Source organism: Thalassovita gelatinovora (assembly GCF_001458355.1).
Classification (GTDB): Bacteria; Pseudomonadota; Alphaproteobacteria; order Rhodobacterales; family Rhodobacteraceae; genus Thalassobius; species Thalassobius gelatinovorus.
Genome location: NZ_CYSA01000028.1, coordinates 40,620 through 61,941, shown reverse-complemented (window position 1 = coordinate 61,941; position 21,322 = coordinate 40,620). Strand labels below are relative to the sequence as shown.

Genomic DNA, 21,322 nt, shown 5'->3' with positions numbered 1-21,322 from the left:
TGCCTGAAATCCCCCCCGGTTTTTCCGCAATTTCGCCTCAAAGCGGCTCTAGCTTCCAATGCAAGTAAACCGCGCCCGGGGCCCCCACGCGGATAAGATCGAGGAATGAGTAGATGCTGGATGCGCCGAACCCGTTGGATACGCCGCTCAATGGCCTGAAAAAAACGGCCTGGTTGGAAAAATTTGACGAAATCACCAATGAAACCGGGTTCTGTCAGCCCTTGGGCGACCGACATATCGCCGGTTTTGTTGATGAAAAACCCATTCTGCTGGTCACGTTCGAATCAATTCAGGGCATTCAGGTGCTGTCGGATACGGCGCAACCGATGGGCTGGGATTTCGCCCGCGCGCTTGGCTGGTCGCATCTGGGAGTGATTTCGGACGGCGACACCTGGTTTCGCGACGGCCATGTTTATGGCTTTTTCGACCGGTTGATCGATGACGGATTTTTTGAAGATTTCGAACATGTGATCTTCTACGGTGCTGGCCCTTGTGGCTATGCCGCGTCTGCCTTTTCCGTTGCCGCCCCCGGGGCGACCGTAGTGGCGGTGCAGCCACAGGCGACGCTTGACCCGCGAGTGACCGAATGGGACGAACGGTTCGTTGAGATGCGCCGCACCAGTTTCACCGACCGGTTCGGTTATGCCCCCGATATGCTGGATGCCGCCGCGCGCGGTTTTGTCATTTACGATCCGCGCGAAGATCTCGATGCGATGCATGCGGCGCTGTTTACCCGGCCCAATGTGACCAAGCTGCGCATGGCCAATATGGGCGACGCGCTACAATCGGACCTGATCACGATGGATATTCTGTTTCCGATCCTACAGGCCGCAGGTGAAAACCGGCTGGACGAGACGGTTTTTGCCGAACTTTACCGCGCGCGGCGGGATCATCCACCCTATCTGCGCGGGCTTATTGCACGGATGGATGTGGCAGAACGGCCTTGGTTGGCAACGATGATTTGCCGCAATGTGGTGGAGCGCATGAATGCCCCTCGGATCAGGCGCCGACTCGACGCGCTGGAAATCGCCGCCGCCGAAGGCAAGATCGCGATCCCGCCAAAACACGATTGATTTTCGTTCAGCACTGGAATGCGGCCCCGCGATTGTGTAATCGCGGGGTATGAGCACCTCGATCACCCTGACCCGCCCCGATGACTGGCATCTGCATCTGCGCGACGGCGCGATGTTGCAGGCCGTTTTGCCTGAAACCGCCCGCGATTTCGCCCGCGCGATCATCATGCCCAACCTTGTGCCGCCGGTGGTGACCGGCGCGCAGGCCGCCGCCTATCGCGACCGGATCCTGGCCGCCCTGCCCGAAGGCATGGCGTTCGAACCGCTGATGACGCTCTACCTGACCGAGAACACCGATCCCGAAGACATCGCCGCCGCCCATGCCAGCGGGCTGGTGAAGGCGGTGAAGCTCTACCCGGCCGGGGCCACCACCAATTCGGCCAGCGGCGTGCGCGATTTCGACAAGGTGCGCGGCGTGCTGGAAAGGATGGCCGAGATCGGGCTGACGCTCTGCGTCCATGGTGAGGTGACCGACAGCGACATCGACATCTTCGACCGCGAGGCGGTGTTCATCGACCGGGTTCTCGACCCGGTGCGCCGCGCCACCCCGGGGCTGCGGGTGGTGATGGAACACATCACCACCAAGGACGGCGTCGATTACGTGCGCACCAACGACCGGGACCTTGGTGCCACCATCACCACCCATCACCTGATCATCAACCGCAACCATATCCTGGTCGGCGGAATCAAGCCGCATTACTATTGCCTGCCAGTGGCCAAACGCGAAAGCCACCGCTTGGCGTTGCGGGCTGCGGCCACCAGCGGAGACAGTCGCTTCTTCCTTGGCACCGACAGCGCCCCGCACACGGACGCCAACAAGGAAACCGCCTGCGGTTGTGCCGGGTGTTTCACCGCCACCAACACGATGCCCTTGCTGGCGCATGTGTTCGAAGAAGACGGCGCGCTCGACCGACTCGAAGGCTTCGCCTCGAAACACGGGCCGGCCTTTTACGGGCTGCCGGAAAACAGCGACACGATCACCCTTGCCAAGCAGGACGAACCGGTCGCCTTTCCCGACAAGATCCGGACCGGCGACGGCCCCGTGACCGTGTTCGACCCGGGCTTCCCGGTCTTCTGGAAGGTCGCCTGACCCTTTCACCGTTCCCAAAATACTCCCGCCGGAGGCGTCCCGAAGCGGCTACCGGCGCAACGTCCGAGGAAAAACCGATGATCCCCACCGCCTTCCCGCCGAAAGAAGAAATCGCCCGCCTGACCGCCCGCATGCTGCTGGAAATCGGCGCGGTGAATTTCAACACGCGTGAACCCTACACGCTGGCCTCGGGCCTGCCCTCGCCCAGCTATATCGACTGCCGCAAGCTGATTTCCTTTCCACGTATCCGCTCGACCTTGATGGATTTCCTGACTGTTACGGTGATGCGCGACGCGGGGTTTGAAGCCTTCGACAATATCGCGGGCGGCGAAACCGCCGGGATCCCGTTTGCCGCACTGGTGGCCGAACGGATGGCGCTGCCGATGACCTATGTGCGCAAAAAACCCAAAGGCTATGGTCGCAACGCCCGGATCGAAGGCGCTATGCGTGAAGGCGAGCGGGTGCTTTTGGTCGAGGATCTGACCACCGATGGCGGCTCCAAACTGAGCTTCGTCGATGCGATCCGGGAAACCGGCGCGACCTGCGGCCATACGGCGGTCATTTTCTACTATGACATCTTCCCCGAAACCACCAAAACGCTGGGCGATCACGGCGTGCAGCTGCACCACTTGTGCACGTGGTGGGACGTGTTGGCCGAAGCCAAGGCACAAGGCGCTTTCGATACCGAAACCCTGACCGAGGTCGAGTCGTTCCTGAACGACCCGCGCGCCTGGCAAGAGGCGCGAAAAAAGGGCTGACCGCAGCGTCTTTATGAAAATCCACATCGCAGGGCCTGCCTTATCCGGCATGTCCTGCTACTAGATATTGTCCCCACATCCACACCGCAGGCAATATGAAGTGGCACAGAACGCTCTAAAACATATCCACAGGCGTTCCACAGCTTATACAATTTGCCTGCTACGCGGGGCATGGGCTACAACCTCGTTCCACCGGGGCAACGGTAAAAAACATGAACGAAATCGCAAATATCAAAACCGATCAGGACGCGCCGGACAGCGCCGATCCGATGCCGCATTCGATCGAGGCAGAGCAGCAGCTTCTGGGCGCGATCCTGACCAATAACGACGTCTATGACCGGATTGCTTCGATCATCACGTCGGAACATTTCTATGAACCGGTGCACAAGCGGATCTACGAAGTGGCCGCAGCGCGGATCGCCAAGAACAACCTCGCCACACCGGTCACGCTGAAGGCGTTCCTGGAAGACGACGAGGGGCTGAAGGAACTGGGCGGACCGGCCTATCTGGCGCGTCTGGCCGGGGCTTCGATTTCCGCCTTCGCGGTGCGCGATTACGCCCAGATGATTTACGATTTCGCGATCCGGCGCGAATTGATGCGGCTGGGCCGGGACATTTCCGACAAGGCGGCACGCGTCGATGTGGCCAGCGAACCGAAAGAACAAATCGTCGAGGCCGAGCAACAACTCTATCAGCTGTCCGAGCAGGGTCAGACCGAGTCGGGGTTCAAATCCTTCCTCAAGGCCGTCACAGAAGCGGTAAACGTCACCAACGAAGCCTATCAGCGTGGCGGAGGTATGGCTGGGATTTCGACCGGTCTGGCCGATCTCGACAAGCAATTGGGCGGGCTGCACCCGTCGGACCTTTTGATCCTTGCGGGCCGTCCTTCGATGGGGAAAACCTCGCTTGCGACCAACATCGCCTTCAACGTGGCCAAGGCCTATAAACGCGGCCAGCGCCATGACGGCACCGAAGGCGCGATTGATGGTGGCGTTGTCGGGTTCTTTTCTCTCGAAATGAGCGCCGAACAGCTGGCTGGGCGGGTTCTGGCGGAAGCGTCGGAAATCTCGTCGCACAAGATTCGCCAGGGCGACATGACCGAAGAGGAATTCCGCCGCTTCGTACAGGCGGCCAAGGATCTCGAAGCCTGTCCGCTGTTCATCGACGACACCCCCGCCCTGCCCATTTCGCAGCTGGCAGCGCGGGCGCGGCGGTTGAAGCGGACCCACGGTCTGGATCTGCTGATCATCGACTATCTGCAGCTTTGTCGCGGCATGTCAGACAACCGGGTGAACGAAATCGGCGAGATTTCGATGGGGATGAAAGCAATTGCAAAAGAGCTGAATATCCCGGTCATCGCTCTTTCGCAGTTGTCGCGTCAGGTCGAACAACGCGACGACAAGCGACCACAGCTTTCGGATTTGCGGGAATCGGGATCGATCGAACAGGATGCCGACGTCGTGATGTTCGTGTTCCGCGAAGAATATTACAAAGAACGCGAAAAACCCGGCGAACACGAACTGGAAAAGATGGAAGAATGGAAGGCCGCGATGGAGCGCCTCTATGCCAAGGCCGAAGTCATTGTCGGCAAACAGCGGCACGGCCCCATCGGCACGGTCGAGCTGTCCTTCGAAGCGCAGTTCACCCGGTTTGGCAACCTGGTCAAATCCTGGCAGCAGGGGTCGTCGGATGACGGGTTCTGATTTTCATAAGCCAAGTTTCGCCTAGCCTGCAGACGGGGCAAAGACGAAGCTGCCCCCACTTTGGTCGAAATGCACGCATTTCGACCGCTTTCACCCTCAGGGTATTTTCACCAAGATGAAACCCGTTCCGTTTGCGCTTGACCATTTGCGCCCGTCTGTCAAAAAGCGGTGCCATGACAACTTCAACACTGACGATTGATCTCGACGCGCTGGCAGGCAACTGGCGAGCGCTTGATGCGGCTTCGGATGCCGGGGTGGAAACCTCGGCTGTGGTCAAAGCCAATGGCTACGGATTGGATGCGGGCCGTGTGGCCCGGACCTTGGCCCGGGCCGGGGCACGAAAATTCTGTGTTGCGGTGGCAGAAGAAGCCGCCGCGATCCGTCAGGCGCTTGGCCCCGGACCGGAAATTTACGTCTTTTCCGGCCACGGTCGCGGTGACACCGACATGATTCACGATTTGCAATTGACCCCGATGCTGAATTCCATCGATCAGATGCTGCGCCATGTCGAAGCGTTACCGGGGCATGGTTTCGGGGTGCAGCTTGATACCGGAATGAACCGGCTGGGGATGGAACCGGCGGAATGGGCAGCGCTGCGCGACATCGCACTGGGTCAGAACATTCAATTGATCATGTCCCATCTGGCCTGCGCCGATGAACCGGAACACCCGATGAATGCCCAGCAATTGCAGGTTTTTAACGACCTCACCCAAGGCTGTGATATCCCCCGGTCGCTATCCGCCACCGGCGGTATTCTGCTGGGACCGGAATATCATTTCGACGTCACCCGTCCGGGCATCGGGCTGTATGGTGGTTTTCCTTTCAGCGACGCGCAACCCGTGGCCTATCTCAGCCTGCCCGTGATTCAAATTCGTGACGTGGCCCCCGGCGAAACCGTCGGGTACGGCAACACCTGGACCGCCGCGCGACCCAGCCGCATCGCCACGGTTTCGGCCGGGTATGCTGATGGCCTCCATCGGATCATGGCCCCCCGAACACAGGTTTACGCCAACGGTGTGCCTTGCCCGCTGGTGGGGCGTATTTCCATGGATCTGATCACCATCGACATTACCGAGCTGAGCGAAGACCCGGATGAACTCGAATTGCTCAATGCGCAGCAGACGGTTGATGATCTGGCCAATAATGCCGGCACCATCGGTTATGAAATCCTGACGGCATTGGGCGGGCGGTATCACCGCCGCTATGTGAGTTCATGACTCTGACCGCGCCTCTGGCCGCGCTTGGCGCGAATGTACTAGCTGCCCTGGCGATGGTGGGGCGGATCGCGCTGTTTGCCGGGGACACTGTCAGCCACCTGTTCCGGCCACCGTTTTACGGCCGCGAATTCCTGCAAGCGCTGCTGCATATCGGTTGGTTGTCGCTGCCGGTGGTGGGAATGACAACGCTGTTTACCGGCGGGGCCTTGGCGTTGCAGATCTATGCTGGCGGCGCACGTTTCAGCGCCGAAGCGGTGGTGCCGTCGATCGTCGCCATCGGCATGGTGCGGGAATTGGGCCCGGTGCTGGGCGGGTTGATGGTTGCAGCCCGCGTGGCAAGTTCGATCGCCGCAGAAATCGGCACCATGAAGGTAACCGAACAGATCGACGCGCTGGTGACCTTGTCGACCAATCCGATGAAATACCTGACCCTGCCAAGGGTTCTGGCCGCCACGCTGGCAGTGCCGGTTCTGGTCGGTGTTGGCGACGTGATCGGCATCATGGGCGGCTATATGGTCGGCATTTCGAGGCTGGATTTCAACTCTGCCGCCTATCTGAAAAACACGATGGATTTCCTAGAAGTGTTCGATGTGGTGTCCGGCCTCATCAAGGGCGCGGCATTCGGATTCATCGTGGCGCTGATCGGGTGCTATTACGGGATGAATTCGGGACGCGGCGCACAAGGCGTGGGCCGGGCAACCAAATCCGCAGTTGTGGCGGCTTCGGTACTGATTTTTGCCGCCAATTATATCCTGACGGAGCTTTTCTTTTCAGCATGATCGAACTTACCGACGTCCATAAATCCTTTGGCCCCAAGAAGGTTCTGCAAGGGGTGACCCTGTCGATCCCGACCGCGACCTCGATGGTGATCATCGGCGGGTCCGGCACCGGTAAATCGGTGGCGCTGAAATGCGTTCTGGGGCTGATTACCCCCGATAGCGGCGCGATCACGCTGGATGGAAAAGACACGAGGAAAGGGGATCGCGATGCGTTTCTGGCGCGGTTCGGGATGTTGTTTCAAGGCGGGGCGCTGTTCGATTCCCTGCCGGTCTGGCAGAACGTCGCCTTCCGGTTGCTGCGCGGATCGCTGAAACGGCCCAAGGCCGAAGCACGCGAGATCGCCATCGAGAAATTGCGCCGGGTCGGGCTGAAACCGGACGTGGCGGATCTTTACCCGTCGGAACTGTCGGGCGGGATGCAAAAACGGGTCGGTCTGGCCCGGGCCATTGCCGCCGCGCCAGAAATCATTTTCTTCGACGAACCGACCACCGGGCTGGACCCGATCATGGCCGGGGTGATCAACGATTTGATCCGTGAAATCGTGGTGGAAATGGGCGCGACGGCGATGACCATCACCCATGATATGTCCAGCGTCCGGGCGATTGCCGATAACGTGGCGATGCTGCATGACGGAGTGATCAAATGGACCGGTCCGGTGTCTGAGATGGACAATTCGGGCGATCCTTACCTCGATCAGTTCATCCACGGCCGCGCCGAAGGGCCGATCGAAGCAGTGCGCTAGGAGTCGGTGCTGCTGCGTTTGCGGCAACAGCCCCCGGTTTTCCGTTCCTGCAGGGCTTGTCACTGATCGCGGTCAAGGTCAGTCTGCCCCAGACCTCCAAGGATGCCGCAATGACCGAAATCGACGGATTTTCAACCTTCCTGAACGACGCGCCTATGCTGCTGGTCTTGCTGATCAACTTGTCAGTGCTCGCTTTGCCCGTGCTGATCGCAGTCGCTGAACTGATCCGGTTGCGAGAACCGAAACCGTCGCGGTCGGTCTGGTTGTGTACCGGGGCGGCGGTGGTCCTTTTCCTGATCTGGCTGACCCCGGTCGGCTGGTGGCCCGCCCCCGAAGCGCAACAGCTGCGGCTGTTTCTCATCCTCGGGCTATACGCATGGGTTCTTTATGACTGGTACAGTTCGGTCCGGGATGATGGCTTTCACTGGATCGACCTGCCGGTGATCGGCACGGTTTGCGCCATGCTGGGCATGACAATCGCCGCCTATTTCGTCTGACGGCTTGTGTTGGCTGACCTTGCCCCTTAGCTGATGCACAGGCCATTTGAGGACCATCGATGCTTCGCTATGCCAATCTTGCGCTTCTGATCTTGTTTCCGATAGCGTGGTTCGCGCCGCTGTTGCGTGCGGGCCTTCTGCCGCTGTTTGGAATGAGTGAAATCAGCGTTATTTCCGGATTGCAAAGCTTGTGGGGCAGCGATGTGTTTCTCGCCCTTTTGGTCACGTTTTTCGCTCTGTTCGCGCCGTTTATGAAAACCATCGGGCTGGCATTGGTGCAATTTGGCTGGCTCGACCGGCGGGTTATGCCCGCGTTGACGATACTGGGTAAACTGGCGATGGCGGATATTTTCCTGATCGCGCTTTATATCACGCTCGCCAAGGGGATCGGCGTCGGAAAAATCGAAGTCGCTTGGGGCCTTTACCTGTTCACAGCCTGCATCCTGGCATCGTTGGGGATCGGTCTTCTGTCGCATCATACCGCCGAAAATCCCGACTAAACCCGCCCGCAACGGCAACCAGCGGGAAAAACCGCAATCTGGGTTTGACCCGCTCGTCTGGCTGTTGCATCAACACCCCATGGCCAAAGCGACAAAATCATTTTCCTGCACAGCCTGTGGCGCGTCCTTCAACAAATGGTCCGGGCGCTGCGACGGCTGTGGCGCATGGAACACGATTGTCGAAGACACGCCGCTGTCGACCGGCCCTGCTTCCAAATCGCTGGGCAACAAACGCGGCAGCGGCATCCTTCTAACCGACCTATCCACCGAAGAAGCACCGCCACCCCGAACGCATAGCGGGATGGATGAACTGGATCGGGTACTGGGCGGCGGGTTGGTCCCGGCCAGCGCCATTCTGGTCGGCGGCGATCCCGGCATTGGCAAATCCACCTTGTTGTTGCAGGCCGCAGCGCGGTTTTCGCAGGCAGGGCTGAAAACGCTTTATGTCAGCGGTGAAGAAGCCAGCGCTCAGGTCCGCATGCGGGCACGGCGGCTTGGCCTTGGCGATGCGCCGGTGCAATTGGCCGCCGCGACCAACCTGCGAGATATCCTGACCACGCTGGAAACCGAACAGCCGCAATTGGTGATCATCGATTCGATTCAGACCATGTGGGCCGACAATGTCGAAAGCGCACCGGGATCGGTATCCCAAGTCCGCGCCGCAGCGCATGAATTGACCAGTTTTGCCAAGCGTAAAGGCGTGTCGGTGATTCTTGTCGGCCATGTCACCAAGGACGGCCAGATCGCCGGACCGCGCGTGGTCGAACACATGGTCGACACGGTGCTTTATTTCGAAGGCGAACGCGGCCATCAGTTCCGCATTCTGCGCGCGGTCAAGAACCGCTTCGGCCCAGCCGATGAAATTGGCGTTTTCGAAATGACCGGCTCTGGTCTGGCCGAAGTGACCAACCCTTCGGCGCTGTTTTTGTCCGAACGCGGCGAACCCAGCCCCGGATCGGTGGTTTTTTCCGGTATCGAAGGCACAAGACCCGTGCTGGTGGAATTTCAGGCGTTGGTCGCACCGTCACCACATGCACAGGCCCGGCGTAGCGTGGTGGGATGGGATGGTGGACGGCTGGCGATGATCCTTGCCGTGCTCGAAGCGCGTTGCGGCATCCCTTTTGCCGGGCTCGATGTCTATCTCAACGTCGCGGGCGGCATGAAGGTGCAAGAACCCGCAGCCGATCTGGCAGTGGCCGCAGCGCTTCTTTCTGCCCGCGAAGACGCGGCACTGCCTGCCGAATGTGTGGTTTTTGGGGAAATTTCGCTCTCTGGGGCGCTCAGACCGGTGGGTCAGACCGAAAACAGGTTGAAAGAAGCGCAGAAACTTGGTTTTTCGACAGCAATCGCCCCAACCGGTGGAAAAGCGGTCGGGGGTAATAGTTTGAGCCTGAGACAATTCGGCGATCTGACCGAATTCGTGGGCGACATATTCGGCGCTGGATAAGGCGCGCATAGAACAGGGACGATACGCGTAATGGACGGCTTTACCCTCATCGACGGCGTCGTGGCGCTGGTTATCATCCTGTCAGCACTGCTGGCTTACTCGCGCGGGTTGGTCCGCGAAGCGCTCGCAATCGCGGGCTGGGTGATCGCGGCCGTACTGGCTTTTGTCTTTGCGCCGCAGGTGCAGCCTCTGGTTAAGGAAATCCCGGTACTGGGCGATTTCATCGCCGACAGCTGTGAACTTAGTATCGTCGCCGCTTTTGCCGCCGTTTTCGCACTGGCGTTGGTGATCGCATCGCTGTTCACACCACTGTTTTCCTCGCTGGTCAAACGGTCCATTCTGGGGGGGCTGGATCAGGGGCTGGGGTTTCTCTTCGGGGTGCTGCGCGGCATCTTGTTGGTCGCCATCGCTTTCTTCGTCTATCAGACGGTGATCACGGGTCAGGACATCGCAATGGTCGATGACAGCCGTTCGGCCAAAGTGTTCGGACGGATGACCGGCAAGATCGAAGACCGCGACCCCGAACAGGCGCTTGGCTGGATCACCCAGCAATACGAAGATCTGGTCGGTATCTGCGAAAAATAAGACTAGCCGCCTTTTATCCGCAAACTGGGAGGCTAGCGACTAGTCGGTTTCCTCGCTCAGAATTTGCTCATGTGTCTCCGGGTGTGGTTCTTTTCCCTCGATCTGGCGCAGCAGGTCGGCAATCCGCCACAGGTGGTAGGCCGACCGCTGCAACCAACGAGACGAATCCAGTATCAACGACAGGTTTTCGGGGTTTCTTGCATGGCTCGCAACCAGCCTGATCTGTTCCGCCCGGTGCCGCTCGCGGAAGTCACGGAAATCGCGGCGCAGCATGTCAGCCTGTGCGGCGTAACGGGCGATTTCCCGACTGTCCGCATAGCCGCGCATCAGCACCCCTAGTTTCAGACCGCGTTCGCGAAGCGATGAGTCCTCAATCGAAGTTGCTATCCTTTCGCGCTGCATCGCCCGGTGGCGTAACCGGTCGAGATGGTCGAAAATATGAAGCAGTGCTTGCTGATTGACTTGCTCCGCCGTTTCGTTGTCGGTCGAAATCGCTTCGACGAACCCTTGCGTTTCGCGGGTTGCAACGCTGATTTGGTCCAGAAATTCCGAACTGATCGCTTCAGCCGGGTGATTCAGGTTGCGCCCCAGATGGGTCAGAAATTCGGCAGTGATCCTGTGCGTCGCGGCGTTGGCCGCGTCCAAAGCCGCCGCTTTGTCGGTCAGCAATTGCTGCCCCAGATTGCGCGTCAACGGCGTTCCGCGATCCGGCACGATCCAGATGATCAGCCGGGCAAATTGTGACGTGATGCCCAGCACCGCCGCCACGCCAAGAAAATTGAAGAAAGTATGGAATGCCACCAGCGCGATCTGCGGATCAGCAACCATCGCGGCCCCCCAAGAGCGCTGCAATGCCCAACCGATCGGATAGAGTAAGGCAAAGGCCATGCAACCGGTCAGCAGATTGAAGATCACGTGGCTTACCCCGGTGCGGCGTGTGGCCGTCCCGCCGCCCAGCGTGGCAATCATGGCGGTGAAGGTGGTTCCGACATTCATCCCGATCACCAACGCAGCGGCCTGCGGGAAGGTGATGGCGCCCACCGCCAGCGCCGCCAGTGCGCTGGCAACCCCGGCGCTTGACGATTGGGTAATGACGGTCAGCACGATACCCAGCACCACCAGTTTCAGACGACCGATCAGCGTATCGGCCGGGAAACTGTCAGGGGTGACGATACCACGAAAGGCGACCATGCCATCTTTCAGCGCATCAATGCCGATAAACAGAACGCCGAAACCGGCCAACGCCCATCCGGCCTGTTTCCACGGATTGGGTGCGAACATTTGCATCAGCGCGCCGCCCAGCACGACCGGCATCAGCACCAATCCCAGATCCAGCTTGAACCCGACAATGGCGACCAGCCAACCGGTGACGGTGGTGCCAATATTGGCCCCGAAAATGACCCCGAGCGCCTGTTGGAACGTCATCAAGCCAGCCGCAACGAACCCCACAGTCGCCACCGTCGTGGCGCTGGACGATTGCACCATCGCGGTGGTCAGCGCGCCAGCCGTTGCGCCTTTCAGCGGGGTATCGGTGGACCGGCGCAGGATCGTGCGCAATTGGTCACCTGCCAGCCCGCGCAGGCCTTCAGTCAGCATGTTCATGCCGACCAGGAACAGTCCAAGTCCACCAAGCGCCTGCAGGATTTGAATCGTCATCTGACTTCCGCTTCTTTACATTCTTCTCGACGTTCTGATGCGACGGAAGTGTGTCACACAACAGTTGCAAATGTGCCATCGTCAAGCCCTGCAGCGCAAATTCGTCCCAAAACGGACAGAAAAACCTCTGCTGTGCACCCCCACGGACAAGACGGTCCTGCCAGCCAACCGACATTCCTTCGGGTGCGACACTTCGATTTGTGATCCTTTCGTGACATACTAGGCGCAACCCCTTAAGAGGGGCCACAAGCTGCCACGAGGATTCGGAGCCCCCCTTGTCCAAACATATGCCCCCCGCCCACCCCTTCGACGATGACAAGCTGAAGGAGGAATGCGGAGTTTTCGGTGTTGTCGGCGTAGCCGACGCCGCCAATTTCGTCGCCCTTGGTCTGCACGCCCTGCAGCATCGCGGCCAGGAAGCTGGCGGCATCGTCAGCCACCACCCGCTCGAAGGTTTCAACAGTGCCCGCCGGTTCGGGTATGTGCGCGACAATTTCACCAGCCAATCGCTGATGGAAACCTTGCCCGGCCCGCTGGCCATCGGCCATGTGCGCTATTCCACCGCCGGATCGAAAGGCGCCGCCATCCGCGACGTACAGCCGTTTTTCGGGGAATTTGCCATGGGGGGCGCTGCGATTGCCCACAATGGCAATATCACCAACGCTATTGCCCTACGACGTGAATTGATCGAACGCGGTTCGATCTTCCAAAGTTCCTCGGACAGCGAATGCATCATCCACCTGATGGCCCGGTCCCTGCAACGCAACATCCCCGAACGGATGGAAGACGCGTTGCGCCGAGTCGAAGGTGCGTTTTCCATCGTCGCGATGACCCGGACCAAGCTGATCGGTGTGCGCGATCCGCTCGGTGTGCGGCCGCTGGTACTCGGAAAAATTGGCGATGGTTGGGCGCTGAGTTCGGAAACCTGCGCGCTCGATATCATTGGCGCGGAACTGGTGCGTGAAATTGAACCCGGTGAAATGGTGGTGATCACCGCCGATGGCGGGGTGGACAGCGTTTTCCCCTTCCGCAGACAGTCACCGAAATTCTGCATCTTTGAACATGTCTATTTTTCGCGTCCTGATTCAATCATCGGCGGCCGATCGGTCTATGAAACCCGCCGCCAGATCGGTGTGGAACTGGCCCGTGAAACCCCAGTGGAAGCAGATCTTGTCTGTCCGGTGCCCGACAGCGGGACCCCCGCAGCGATCGGGTTCGCCCACGAAAGCGGCATTCCCTACGGAATGGGGATCATCCGCAACCAATATATGGGCCGGACCTTCATCGAACCGACCGAACAGATCCGCAATATGGGCGTTCGGCTGAAACTAAACGTGAACCGCGCGCTGATCCGCGGCAAACGCGTGGTTCTGGTCGACGATTCGGTGGTGCGCGGCACCACCAGCCGCAAGATCAAACAGATGATCATCGATGCTGGCGCGGCTGAAGTCCATTTCCGTATCGCGTCGCCACCGACCGCCTGGCCGTGTTTCTATGGCGTCGACACGCCGCAGCGTGAAAAGCTGCTGGCCGCGACGATGAGCGAAGAAGAAATGCGCGAACATCTGGCGGTCGACAGCCTGAAGTTCATTTCGCTCGATGGTCTTTACCGCGCCGCCGGAGAAGCCTCGGGCCGGAATAAATCCTGTCCGCAATATTGCGATGCCTGTTTCAGCGGTGAATATCCGGTCGCACCCAGCGACATGATAGAAAAAGGCTTCCAATTGAAGGCGGCGGAATAACGCCCTTTCTTCAGGACGGCCCGAGAATTGATGCCGGCGTGGGAAAGTTTCTTCGCGTCGGCGCGCGCGTGCCCGGGCGAAATCCAACGTCCTGTTGAAAGCCGAAAAGCGAACAGATCAGGACGCTTGTGGTGCCGAACCCGGTGCCAACGGTACCGCGCCCCTTCTGTCAGCGCACAAGATCCCATCCAAATCGGTTTCAAGCCACCGCGACATTGTCGTCTGCGCGCCAAACCCGGCACGATTATTGCGATCAAGACAGGACCCGTTCCCGGAGGAATGATCCGCATGCCTGTCACCAGAATTGTCAATCCGAACGACGAAATCACCACCAAACCCAATGCCCGGACCCGGATCGAAGCCACCCAGCCCGACGCGATGCCGATGGGCTTTACCAGCCTGATCGGCACCTTGTTGACGCCGAAAGGTCCCGCTGCCTATCTGAAACTGTCGCAAGGGCGGGTGCGGCGCGTTCAGACCGGCGACATAATCGACGGAGCCCGGATCGTAGCGATAGAAGACGGCGAACTGACCCTGACGCGGGGCAGTGATACCCGGGCGATGCGCATTCCTGGCCATTGATCCGCGCCCCTTGTCGCGCTGCCCCGCCCGGCCTAGTGTGCCGGTCAAATGCGGCAAGGAAAGGCCCTGCGGATGTCTCTGCTTGATCTCGACGCGCGGTGGCGGCGTTTCAACGATCCCGACCGGCAATGCCCCTGTTGCGGTCAAAGTTTCTCGGGCGTGTTTGATCTGGGGTTCGACCACCCTTCCAGTTGGCTGCACGAGGCGCGCGACGATCGACCCTTCGTCAAGGTGGGCGAAGATCAATTGGCCCCGGACCTGTGCCGCCATGGCGAAGACCGTTTCATACGCGTCGTGCTGTCCGTGCCAATTCAGGGCAGCGACGACGTCTTTCACATGACCCCTTGGGTGCGTTTGGACCCTGATGCTTTCTATGCCTATCTCGATACGTTTGACGGGAAGGATGCGCCTTCGATTGACGAATGCCCAGCCGATCTGGCCAATACCCTGCCCGGCTTCGAAGATGCCACCTCAGCACCGCTGCCCGTCATGCTGCATTTCCCTGACGCCGACGTCCGACCGGTGGCAACAGCGCAATCCGGCCCGTTGGCGCAGGCGCAAAGCGACGGCATCAGCTTCGATCAACTACTCGACATCTACGCCGCCTTCGGTCAGGACATCCGGCCGCACCTGTTGCAAGATTAAAGCAAGCCTGAGACGCAGCATCGGAGATGCATGCGGCAGTTTGCAATCGGACCAAGCTCTGCTTTGCTCTTGACGTGGCCCGCCTTAGATCGCACATCCCCAGTATGACACAGAAAATCGCACTCATCACCGGCGCGTCGCGCGGCCTTGGTGCCGGTCTGGCCGAAGCGCTTTGCCACACCCATCACATCGTGGCCGTAGCCCGCACCACCGGCGCTTTGGAAGACCTGGACGACCGCATTCAGGCGCTTGGCGGGCAGGCGACCTTGGCCCCGATGGATGTCACCAATGCCGATGCGATGGCGCAGCTTTGCCGCAGTATCTACGACCGCTGGGGCGCACTCGATATCTGGGCCCATAGCGCAGTTCACGCCGCCCCTTTATCCCCGGCCCAGTTCATCGACGCCAAAGATTGGGATAAATCGGTGAATTGCAACGTGACCGCGACCGGGCGGCTGATAACCTATGTTGCACCGCTGTTGGGCGAAACCGGCACGGCGTTGTTCTTTGACGATCCCCGCGCCGGGCAGAAATTTTTCGGGGCCTATGGCGCCACCAAAGCGGCACAGATCGCGCTGGCGCAAAGCTGGGCGACGGAAACCGAAAACACCGGTCCCCGCGTCCGCATTCTGGCCCCCCGGCCGCTGGCCACGGCCAATCGCGCCCGTTTTTTCCCCGGCGAAGACCGCAACGACCTGATTGATCCGCGCGAAGAGGCAAAACGTCTGCTGAAAACGTTTTGAACGCAAAAATCGCCCGCGCTGAGGCGTTGGCGGTTTTGTTCTGGTCAAAGCCCCTGACGCGGCCCGCCAAAGCCGCACAGCGCTTGCCCCGCCCGCGCCCATTCTCTACTAAGTTCCCAAGCATATCGGGGGCAGGCATTTGCGTATTCTCATCACCAATGACGACGGCATCAACGCACCGGGACTGAAGGTTCTGGAAACCATCGCCGAAGATCTGGCAGGCCCTGATGGGGAAGTCTGGATCGTTGCGCCCGCCTTTGAACAATCCGGCGTCGGTCATTGCATCAGCTATACCCATCCGATGATGGTCGCCAAGATGGGGCCGCGCCGCTATGCCGCCGAAGGCAGCCCCGCCGATTGCGTTCTGGCCGGCCTCCATCATGTCATGGGTGACGAACGCCCCGATCTGATCCTGTCCGGCGTCAATCGCGGCAATAATTCCGCTGAAAACGCGCTTTATTCCGGCACTTTGGGCGGTGCGATGGAAGGTGCGCTTCAGGGCATCCTGTCGATTGCGATGTCGCAATATCTGGGCCCTTATAATTTTCAGGCTGACAATCCGTTCGAAGCAGCCGAACAGCACGGCGCGGCATTGGTCCGCAAATTGCTCGGGGCCCTGCCCGAGGATGAAGACGATTATCAACTGTTTTTCAACGTCAACTTCCCGCCGGTTCCGGCCGAGGACGTGAAAGGTATGCGGATCGCACCGCAAGGTTTTCGCCGTCACACCCATTTCGGGATCGAACCGCACCGGTCACCTTCGGGTCGGCAATTTCTGTGGATAAAGGGTGGCGATCAACACATTCCAACAGCAGAAGGCAGCGACGCGGCAGTTAATCTCGAAGGCTACATCTCGGTCACCCCGATGCGCGCCGATCTGACCGCCCATGACGTGCTGGATCAGTTGAAGGCCCTCGAATGAACGACGACGAAATCGCCACCCGCAAGATGCAATTTCTGTTCGCGCTCCGGTCCAAGGGCGTGACTGAACCGCGCGTGTTGGAAGCGATGGAAAAAATCGACCGTGGCGGCTTTATCAAGGGCCTTTTCGCAGAGCGCGCCTATGAAGACATGCCACTGCCGATCGCTTGCGGTCAGACCATTAGCCAACCGTCCGTGGTCGCGTTGATGACACAGGCTCTGGATGTGCAACCTCGCGACAAGGTGCTGGAGGTCGGGACCGGGTCCGGTTATCAGGCCGCGATCCTCAGCCAATTGGCCCGCCGGGTCTATACCGTGGACCGGCATTCGCGACTGGTGCGCGAGGCACGCGAGATTTTCGAGGCGCTGGACCTTAGCAATATAACCGCCTTTACCGCCGATGGCAGCTTCGGATTGCTTGATCAGGCGCCGTTTGACCGCATCATTGTCACCGCCGCGGCCGAAGACCCGCCGCCGCCGCTCTTGGCGCAATTGAAAATCGGGGGTATCATGGTGTTGCCGGTGGGGCAGTCGGACCATGTGCAAAGCCTGATCCGCGTCACCCGGAACGACGGTGGATTTGAATATGAAGAATTGCGCCCAGTACGTTTTGTCCCCTTGCTAGAAGGGGTGGGCCGTGAAAGTTAAACCCGGCACATGTTCGAAAACGAAGACTTACAGCTGACCAAGCCCCGGCCAACAAGGGGCAGGCAGAAACTGAGGAAATCGAGATGCATTATTCCCACAAATCACGCCTGATTTGGGCCGTTCCGGCTCTGGCGCTTCTGGCTGGCTGCGACCAGCCGTTGGATTTTGACCTACGCGGAAATTTCGGCAACGCTTTTAACACCACCGACGCCGCCAGAATGGCCAGTGGACACCGCCCCGACCCCGACAACCGCGGCGTTATTTCCTATCCTTCTTATCAGGTGGCCGTAGCCAAGCGCGGCGATAGCGTCAAAGAAGTGGCCGACCGCGTCGGCATCAACCCGGCGGAATTGGCCCGCTACAACGGATTGTCACCAGACGATCCGCTGCGCCAGAACGAAGTTTTGGCTCTTCCCGCTCGGGTGGAAGAACCGTCGCCCGCCACAGGCGCGCACAGCACCGGACCAATCCAGCCGCCCAGCAATGTCGATATTGCCTCTCTGGCGGGCGGAGCCATCGACCGCGCGCAACCGGCCCCGGTGGAAACAGTGGCGTTGAAACCGGTTTCCCAACCTGCCGCAGCGCCCGCCCCCACAGCCAAAGCCACCGACAAACCGCAGGTCGGCATCGAACCGATCCGTCACAAGGTGGTGCGCGGTGAAACCGCATATACGATTTCGCGGCTTTACAACGTCAGTGTGCGCGCCTTGGCGGAATGGAACGGGTTAGGCCCGGATTTCACCATCCGCGAAGGTCAGTTCCTGCTGATCCCGGTGCCTGATGCCGAAACCGCGCAGAAAGCGGCGGCGGCAGCGGCGGCGGCCCAAAAGACCACTGTCCCGGGGCAAGGTAGCCCGACGCCCACCCCGCCAAGCGCTAAGAAACCGCTGCCACAGGAAAAAACCATTCCCGCAGCGCAACCCATGGCCAAACCGAAAACCCCCGATCTGGGGAGTTCCCAGACAAAGGCCAGCACATCCGCAAAAATGGACATGCCGGTCAATGGCAGCATCATCCGCGAATACAAGAAGGGCAAAACCGACGGTATCGACGTTTCCGCCGCCTCTGGCACACCAGTCAAGGCCGCGAAAGAAGGCACCGTTGCCGCGATCACTTCGGATGCCGATAAGGTGCCGATCGTGGTGATCAAACATACCGGCGGACTGCTGACGGTTTACGCAAATCTCGACGGGATCAAAGTCGCAAAGGGCGACAGCGTGAAGCGCGGTCAGACCATCGCCAGTATCCGCAGTGGCAAATCGAATTACGTGCATTTCGAAGTCCGCAAAGGGTTCGACAGTGTCGACCCGATGCCTTATCTGAACTGATCAGACCAAGGGATTGGTATTAAATCGAGTTGACCACAAAAAAGCCGCCCATTGGGCGGCTTTTTCTATCGTTTTTCGATAAGATCAGGTCGCGCGGCGCTCGTCGAAGCTCAACGCGATGAAAGACGGCATATGTTCCCCCATGCCCACGACGTTGTCGTCGCGGCGGCGCGAAGAAGACCGGCGCGAACGACCATTGTCGTCATCTTTGCCCTTGCGCGTGTCTTTACGGACATCCTGACGCGGCTTTTCGGTGACAGAAGCTTCGGTTTTTTCCTGCACGGGCGCAGTGGTTTTTTCCTGAACAGGCGCAGCCGCGTCTTGCTTGACCTCAGTAGCTTTCTTCGCCCTGCTGCGGGGGGCAGTTGGTGCCTGATCCTTCAGCGGGTTTTCCAGACGCGGGACTTCTCTTTGAATCAGCGCTTCAACAGCGTCAAAGGCCTTTTCATCCCGCGGGGCGCAAATGGTGATCGCTTTACCTTCACGTCCGGCCCGGCCGGTGCGGCCAATCCGGTGCACGTAATCTTCGGCATGGCCCGGCACATCGAAATTAATCACATGGCTGACGCTGGGAACATCCAGTCCGCGCGCAGCAACATCCGACGCAATCAGGAACCGCAGCGACCCGTCGCGGAATTGATCCAACGTCTTGGTACGCTGCGATTGGTCCAGATCGCCATGGATCGGGGAAGCGTCATAACCGTATTTTTTCAATGACTTCGCAACAATATCCACATCCGTCTTGCGGTTGCAGAAAATGATCGCGTTTGTCAGCTTGTCGCCTTCGCCATCGATCAGCGCGCGCAGCAGCTTGCGCTTTTCGCTGGCTTCACGATCCTTGCGCGATCCTTTGAATTTAACCACGGCTTGCGTAATGGTTTCCGACGCCGTCGCCTGACGGGCGATTTCGATCCGCTCGGGGCCGGATAGGAACGTATTGGTAATGCGTTCGATCTCGGGGGCCATGGTCGCAGAGAAAAAAAGCGTCTGACGGGTGAACGGTGTCAGGCTGAAAATACGTTCGATATCGGGAATGAACCCCATGTCGAGCATCCGGTCGGCTTCGTCGACCACCATGATCTGTACACCGGTCAGCAACAGCTTGCCACGTTCGAAATGGTCTAGCAAACGGCCCGGCGTGGCGATCAGAACGTCAACGCCCTTGTCGATCAGTTTGTCCTGCTCGTTGAACGAAACGCCACCGATCAGCAACGCTTTGGTCAGCTTCACATGCTTGGCGTAGACATCGAAGTTTTCCGCCACCTGCGCAGCCAGTTCCCGCGTAGGGCACAAGACCAAGGACCGCGGCATCCGTGCCCGTGCCCTGCCTTTCGACAGCATGGTGATCATCGGCAGCGTGAAGCTGGCGGTTTTGCCGGTACCGGTCTGGGCGATACCCAGAACGTCGCGGCCTTCCAAAGCAGGTGGAATCGCACCGGCCTGAATGGGTGTGGGAGTTTCGTACCCAGCCTCTTCAATGGCTTTGAGTACCTTCGGATCGAGCTTCAGATCAGCAAATTTTGTCATGTGTATCCGTGTTTTACGGACATGTCTGGCCCGTAGCATCTAGTTCGGATCGGCCTGGTTGGCCCAATGGGCGCTCAACAGCGCAACCCTATGAGCGCGGGGTTTACCCGAAACCTCGCTTCGGGTCAATGCAACGTAGATTTTCAGGGGTTTGCACCCTATCTTACCTTTGAGCGCCCAATTCTTCAAAGTAAGCCGGGAAAATGTCGGTTGCGCCTATCTTCAAGATGCAACTCATAACTGTACATAAGCCCATGGCTGCGCAACCTGTCCATCAAGAACGGACTGGCGGTGCAAACCTCATCATAGAAAGAGCGTAAACCGGCCTCGCCCTCCTCGTCATGGATCATTGTAAACAGCTCGTGCAGGGTCAAACCACCATCTTCGCGCGGCATGTTCGGCTTCAACTCGCTGCGATAGGACCCTTTCTTCAGCCGGAACCGGAAAGCCGCGATGAAATCATCCCAACTTTTGGCGTGCATATGCAGAAGTTGGGTGCCGTCGAGTTCCTGCTGACCGGGATTCATCTGATCGCCAACAAAAACATTGTGGATTTGCACCTTTAGCCCGTCCACACCTGTGCGATAAATCATCTTGCCCGCGACATGGCTGAGAAAGCCGCCATTCAAATGCGGCCCATAAGTCGGGTAAATGCCGGCGGTTTCAATGCGGCGTTTCGGTTGCCGGATGCTGTAGCCCTTGAAATAGGTCACTTCGGGATCATCCCCTGCCAGCGCCTCGACCGGGCGAATGCGGGCACATTGGCAATCTGAGGGAAGATCGGCCAGTTGCGCAGCCAGCGACCGGTCCAACGGCCAAAGGAATTCATCCACGTCGATATGGGCCAGCCAATCCACATCCAGCGCCCGACCATAAGCGTGGCGGGCATTTTCAAACTGGCGCGATTGATGTTTCACCCGCCGCTTCATTCCCAACCGTTTCCAATAGGTGTCATCGGTCAGCGTCGGCCTGACTTTTGGATGATCTGACAGGATGCGGTAAGCGTCTTGATTGTCGTCATCAAGATAGATGAACAACCGATGCGCGCCGATATCGATGTGATGGGCGCAGAAATTCAGAATGTCGTGCACCGGTGCCTTGATCGTTGCAACCACTCCCCACTTCGGTGCGCTCATCG

Annotated in this window: 21 protein-coding genes; 18 read left to right on the top strand and 3 right to left on the bottom strand. The window is 59.3% G+C overall.

What is annotated here, in order from left to right; all coding sequences use genetic code 11:
- Positions 1-113: 113 nt before the first annotated feature.
- From TG4357_RS17700 to TG4357_RS17650, 11 genes are all read left to right on the top strand, one after another.
- Positions 114-1,073, top strand: coding sequence for a hypothetical protein (locus tag TG4357_RS17700; protein ID WP_058264247.1), 960 nt, complete (start codon positions 114-116; stop codon positions 1,071-1,073).
- Positions 1,074-1,122: 49 nt separating this feature from the next.
- On the top strand, positions 1,123-2,163 hold the full coding sequence (gene pyrC / locus TG4357_RS17695; protein WP_058264246.1) for a dihydroorotase: 1,041 nt from the start codon (positions 1,123-1,125) through the stop codon (positions 2,161-2,163).
- A 77-nt stretch (positions 2,164-2,240) separates the two neighbouring features.
- Positions 2,241-2,921 carry an orotate phosphoribosyltransferase gene (locus TG4357_RS17690; RefSeq protein ID WP_058264245.1) on the top strand — a complete coding sequence of 227 codons (681 nt, stop codon included), beginning with the start codon at positions 2,241-2,243 and terminating at the stop codon, positions 2,919-2,921.
- A gap of 212 nt (positions 2,922-3,133) precedes the next feature.
- On the top strand, positions 3,134-4,624 hold the full coding sequence (locus TG4357_RS17685) for a replicative DNA helicase (RefSeq protein ID WP_058264244.1): 1,491 nt from the start codon (positions 3,134-3,136) through the stop codon (positions 4,622-4,624).
- A gap of 173 nt (positions 4,625-4,797) precedes the next feature.
- Positions 4,798-5,841 carry an alanine racemase gene (gene alr / locus TG4357_RS17680; protein WP_058264462.1) on the top strand — a complete coding sequence of 348 codons (1,044 nt, stop codon included), beginning with the start codon at positions 4,798-4,800 and terminating at the stop codon, positions 5,839-5,841.
- Positions 5,838-6,620: an MlaE family ABC transporter permease gene (locus TG4357_RS17675; protein WP_058264243.1), complete on the top strand. Its 783-nt coding sequence runs from the start codon at positions 5,838-5,840 to the stop codon at positions 6,618-6,620. Before alr ends, TG4357_RS17675 begins: the two co-directional genes overlap by 4 nt.
- Positions 6,617-7,363: an ABC transporter ATP-binding protein gene (locus TG4357_RS17670; protein ID WP_058264242.1), complete on the top strand. Its 747-nt coding sequence runs from the start codon at positions 6,617-6,619 to the stop codon at positions 7,361-7,363. Before TG4357_RS17675 ends, TG4357_RS17670 begins: the two co-directional genes overlap by 4 nt.
- 110 nt (positions 7,364-7,473) lie before the next feature.
- Positions 7,474-7,860, top strand: a complete 387-nt coding sequence (locus tag TG4357_RS17665; RefSeq protein WP_139193622.1) for a hypothetical protein — start codon at positions 7,474-7,476, stop codon at positions 7,858-7,860.
- Between the two features lie 59 nt (positions 7,861-7,919).
- A complete protein-coding gene (locus TG4357_RS17660; RefSeq protein WP_058264240.1) occupies positions 7,920-8,360 on the top strand; it encodes a paraquat-inducible protein A in 441 nt (146 codons plus the stop codon).
- A 79-nt stretch (positions 8,361-8,439) separates the two neighbouring features.
- Positions 8,440-9,807 (top strand): DNA repair protein RadA, encoded by a 1,368-nt coding sequence (radA, locus tag TG4357_RS17655; RefSeq protein ID WP_058264239.1) that lies wholly within the window; start codon positions 8,440-8,442, stop codon positions 9,805-9,807.
- Positions 9,808-9,837: 30 nt separating this feature from the next.
- Positions 9,838-10,392, top strand: coding sequence for a CvpA family protein (locus TG4357_RS17650; protein WP_058264238.1), 555 nt, complete (start codon positions 9,838-9,840; stop codon positions 10,390-10,392).
- Positions 10,393-10,431: 39 nt separating this feature from the next.
- Here the strand turns inward: TG4357_RS17650 and TG4357_RS17645 are convergent, their stop codons facing one another.
- Positions 10,432-12,048 (bottom strand): Na/Pi cotransporter family protein, encoded by a 1,617-nt coding sequence (locus TG4357_RS17645; RefSeq protein WP_058264237.1) that lies wholly within the window; start codon positions 12,046-12,048, stop codon positions 10,432-10,434.
- Between the two features lie 287 nt (positions 12,049-12,335).
- Between TG4357_RS17645 and purF the strand changes: the two genes are divergently transcribed.
- The 7 genes from purF (at position 12,336) to TG4357_RS17610 (ending at position 18,657) form a co-directional block, all read left to right on the top strand.
- Positions 12,336-13,790, top strand: coding sequence for an amidophosphoribosyltransferase (gene purF, locus TG4357_RS17640; RefSeq protein ID WP_074646923.1), 1,455 nt, complete (start codon positions 12,336-12,338; stop codon positions 13,788-13,790).
- Positions 13,791-14,078: 288 nt separating this feature from the next.
- On the top strand, positions 14,079-14,372 hold the full coding sequence (locus TG4357_RS17635; protein ID WP_139193621.1) for a hypothetical protein: 294 nt from the start codon (positions 14,079-14,081) through the stop codon (positions 14,370-14,372).
- A 72-nt stretch (positions 14,373-14,444) separates the two neighbouring features.
- Positions 14,445-15,017 carry a DUF2199 domain-containing protein gene (locus TG4357_RS17630; protein ID WP_058264234.1) on the top strand — a complete coding sequence of 191 codons (573 nt, stop codon included), beginning with the start codon at positions 14,445-14,447 and terminating at the stop codon, positions 15,015-15,017.
- 104 nt (positions 15,018-15,121) lie between these two features.
- Positions 15,122-15,760 carry an SDR family NAD(P)-dependent oxidoreductase gene (locus TG4357_RS17625; protein WP_058264233.1) on the top strand — a complete coding sequence of 213 codons (639 nt, stop codon included), beginning with the start codon at positions 15,122-15,124 and terminating at the stop codon, positions 15,758-15,760.
- A gap of 139 nt (positions 15,761-15,899) precedes the next feature.
- The gene (gene surE, locus TG4357_RS17620; RefSeq protein WP_058264232.1) at positions 15,900-16,682 is read left to right on the top strand and encodes a 5'/3'-nucleotidase SurE; all 783 of its coding nucleotides are present in this window, start codon (positions 15,900-15,902) and stop codon (positions 16,680-16,682) included.
- Positions 16,679-17,329, top strand: coding sequence for a protein-L-isoaspartate(D-aspartate) O-methyltransferase (locus TG4357_RS17615; RefSeq protein ID WP_058264231.1), 651 nt, complete (start codon positions 16,679-16,681; stop codon positions 17,327-17,329). Before surE ends, TG4357_RS17615 begins: the two co-directional genes overlap by 4 nt.
- An 83-nt stretch (positions 17,330-17,412) precedes the next feature.
- Complete coding sequence (locus tag TG4357_RS17610; RefSeq protein ID WP_058264230.1) at positions 17,413-18,657, top strand: peptidoglycan DD-metalloendopeptidase family protein; 1,245 nt, start codon at positions 17,413-17,415, stop codon at positions 18,655-18,657.
- A gap of 84 nt (positions 18,658-18,741) precedes the next feature.
- On the opposite strand, the gene TG4357_RS17605 is transcribed toward TG4357_RS17610, so the two are convergent.
- Positions 18,742-20,184 (bottom strand): DEAD/DEAH box helicase, encoded by a 1,443-nt coding sequence (locus TG4357_RS17605; RefSeq protein ID WP_058264229.1) that lies wholly within the window; start codon positions 20,182-20,184, stop codon positions 18,742-18,744.
- Positions 20,185-20,369: 185 nt separating this feature from the next.
- On the bottom strand, positions 20,370-21,320 hold the full coding sequence (locus TG4357_RS17600; RefSeq protein ID WP_058264228.1) for a glycosyltransferase family 2 protein: 951 nt from the start codon (positions 21,318-21,320) through the stop codon (positions 20,370-20,372).
- Positions 21,321-21,322: the final 2 nt, after the last annotated feature.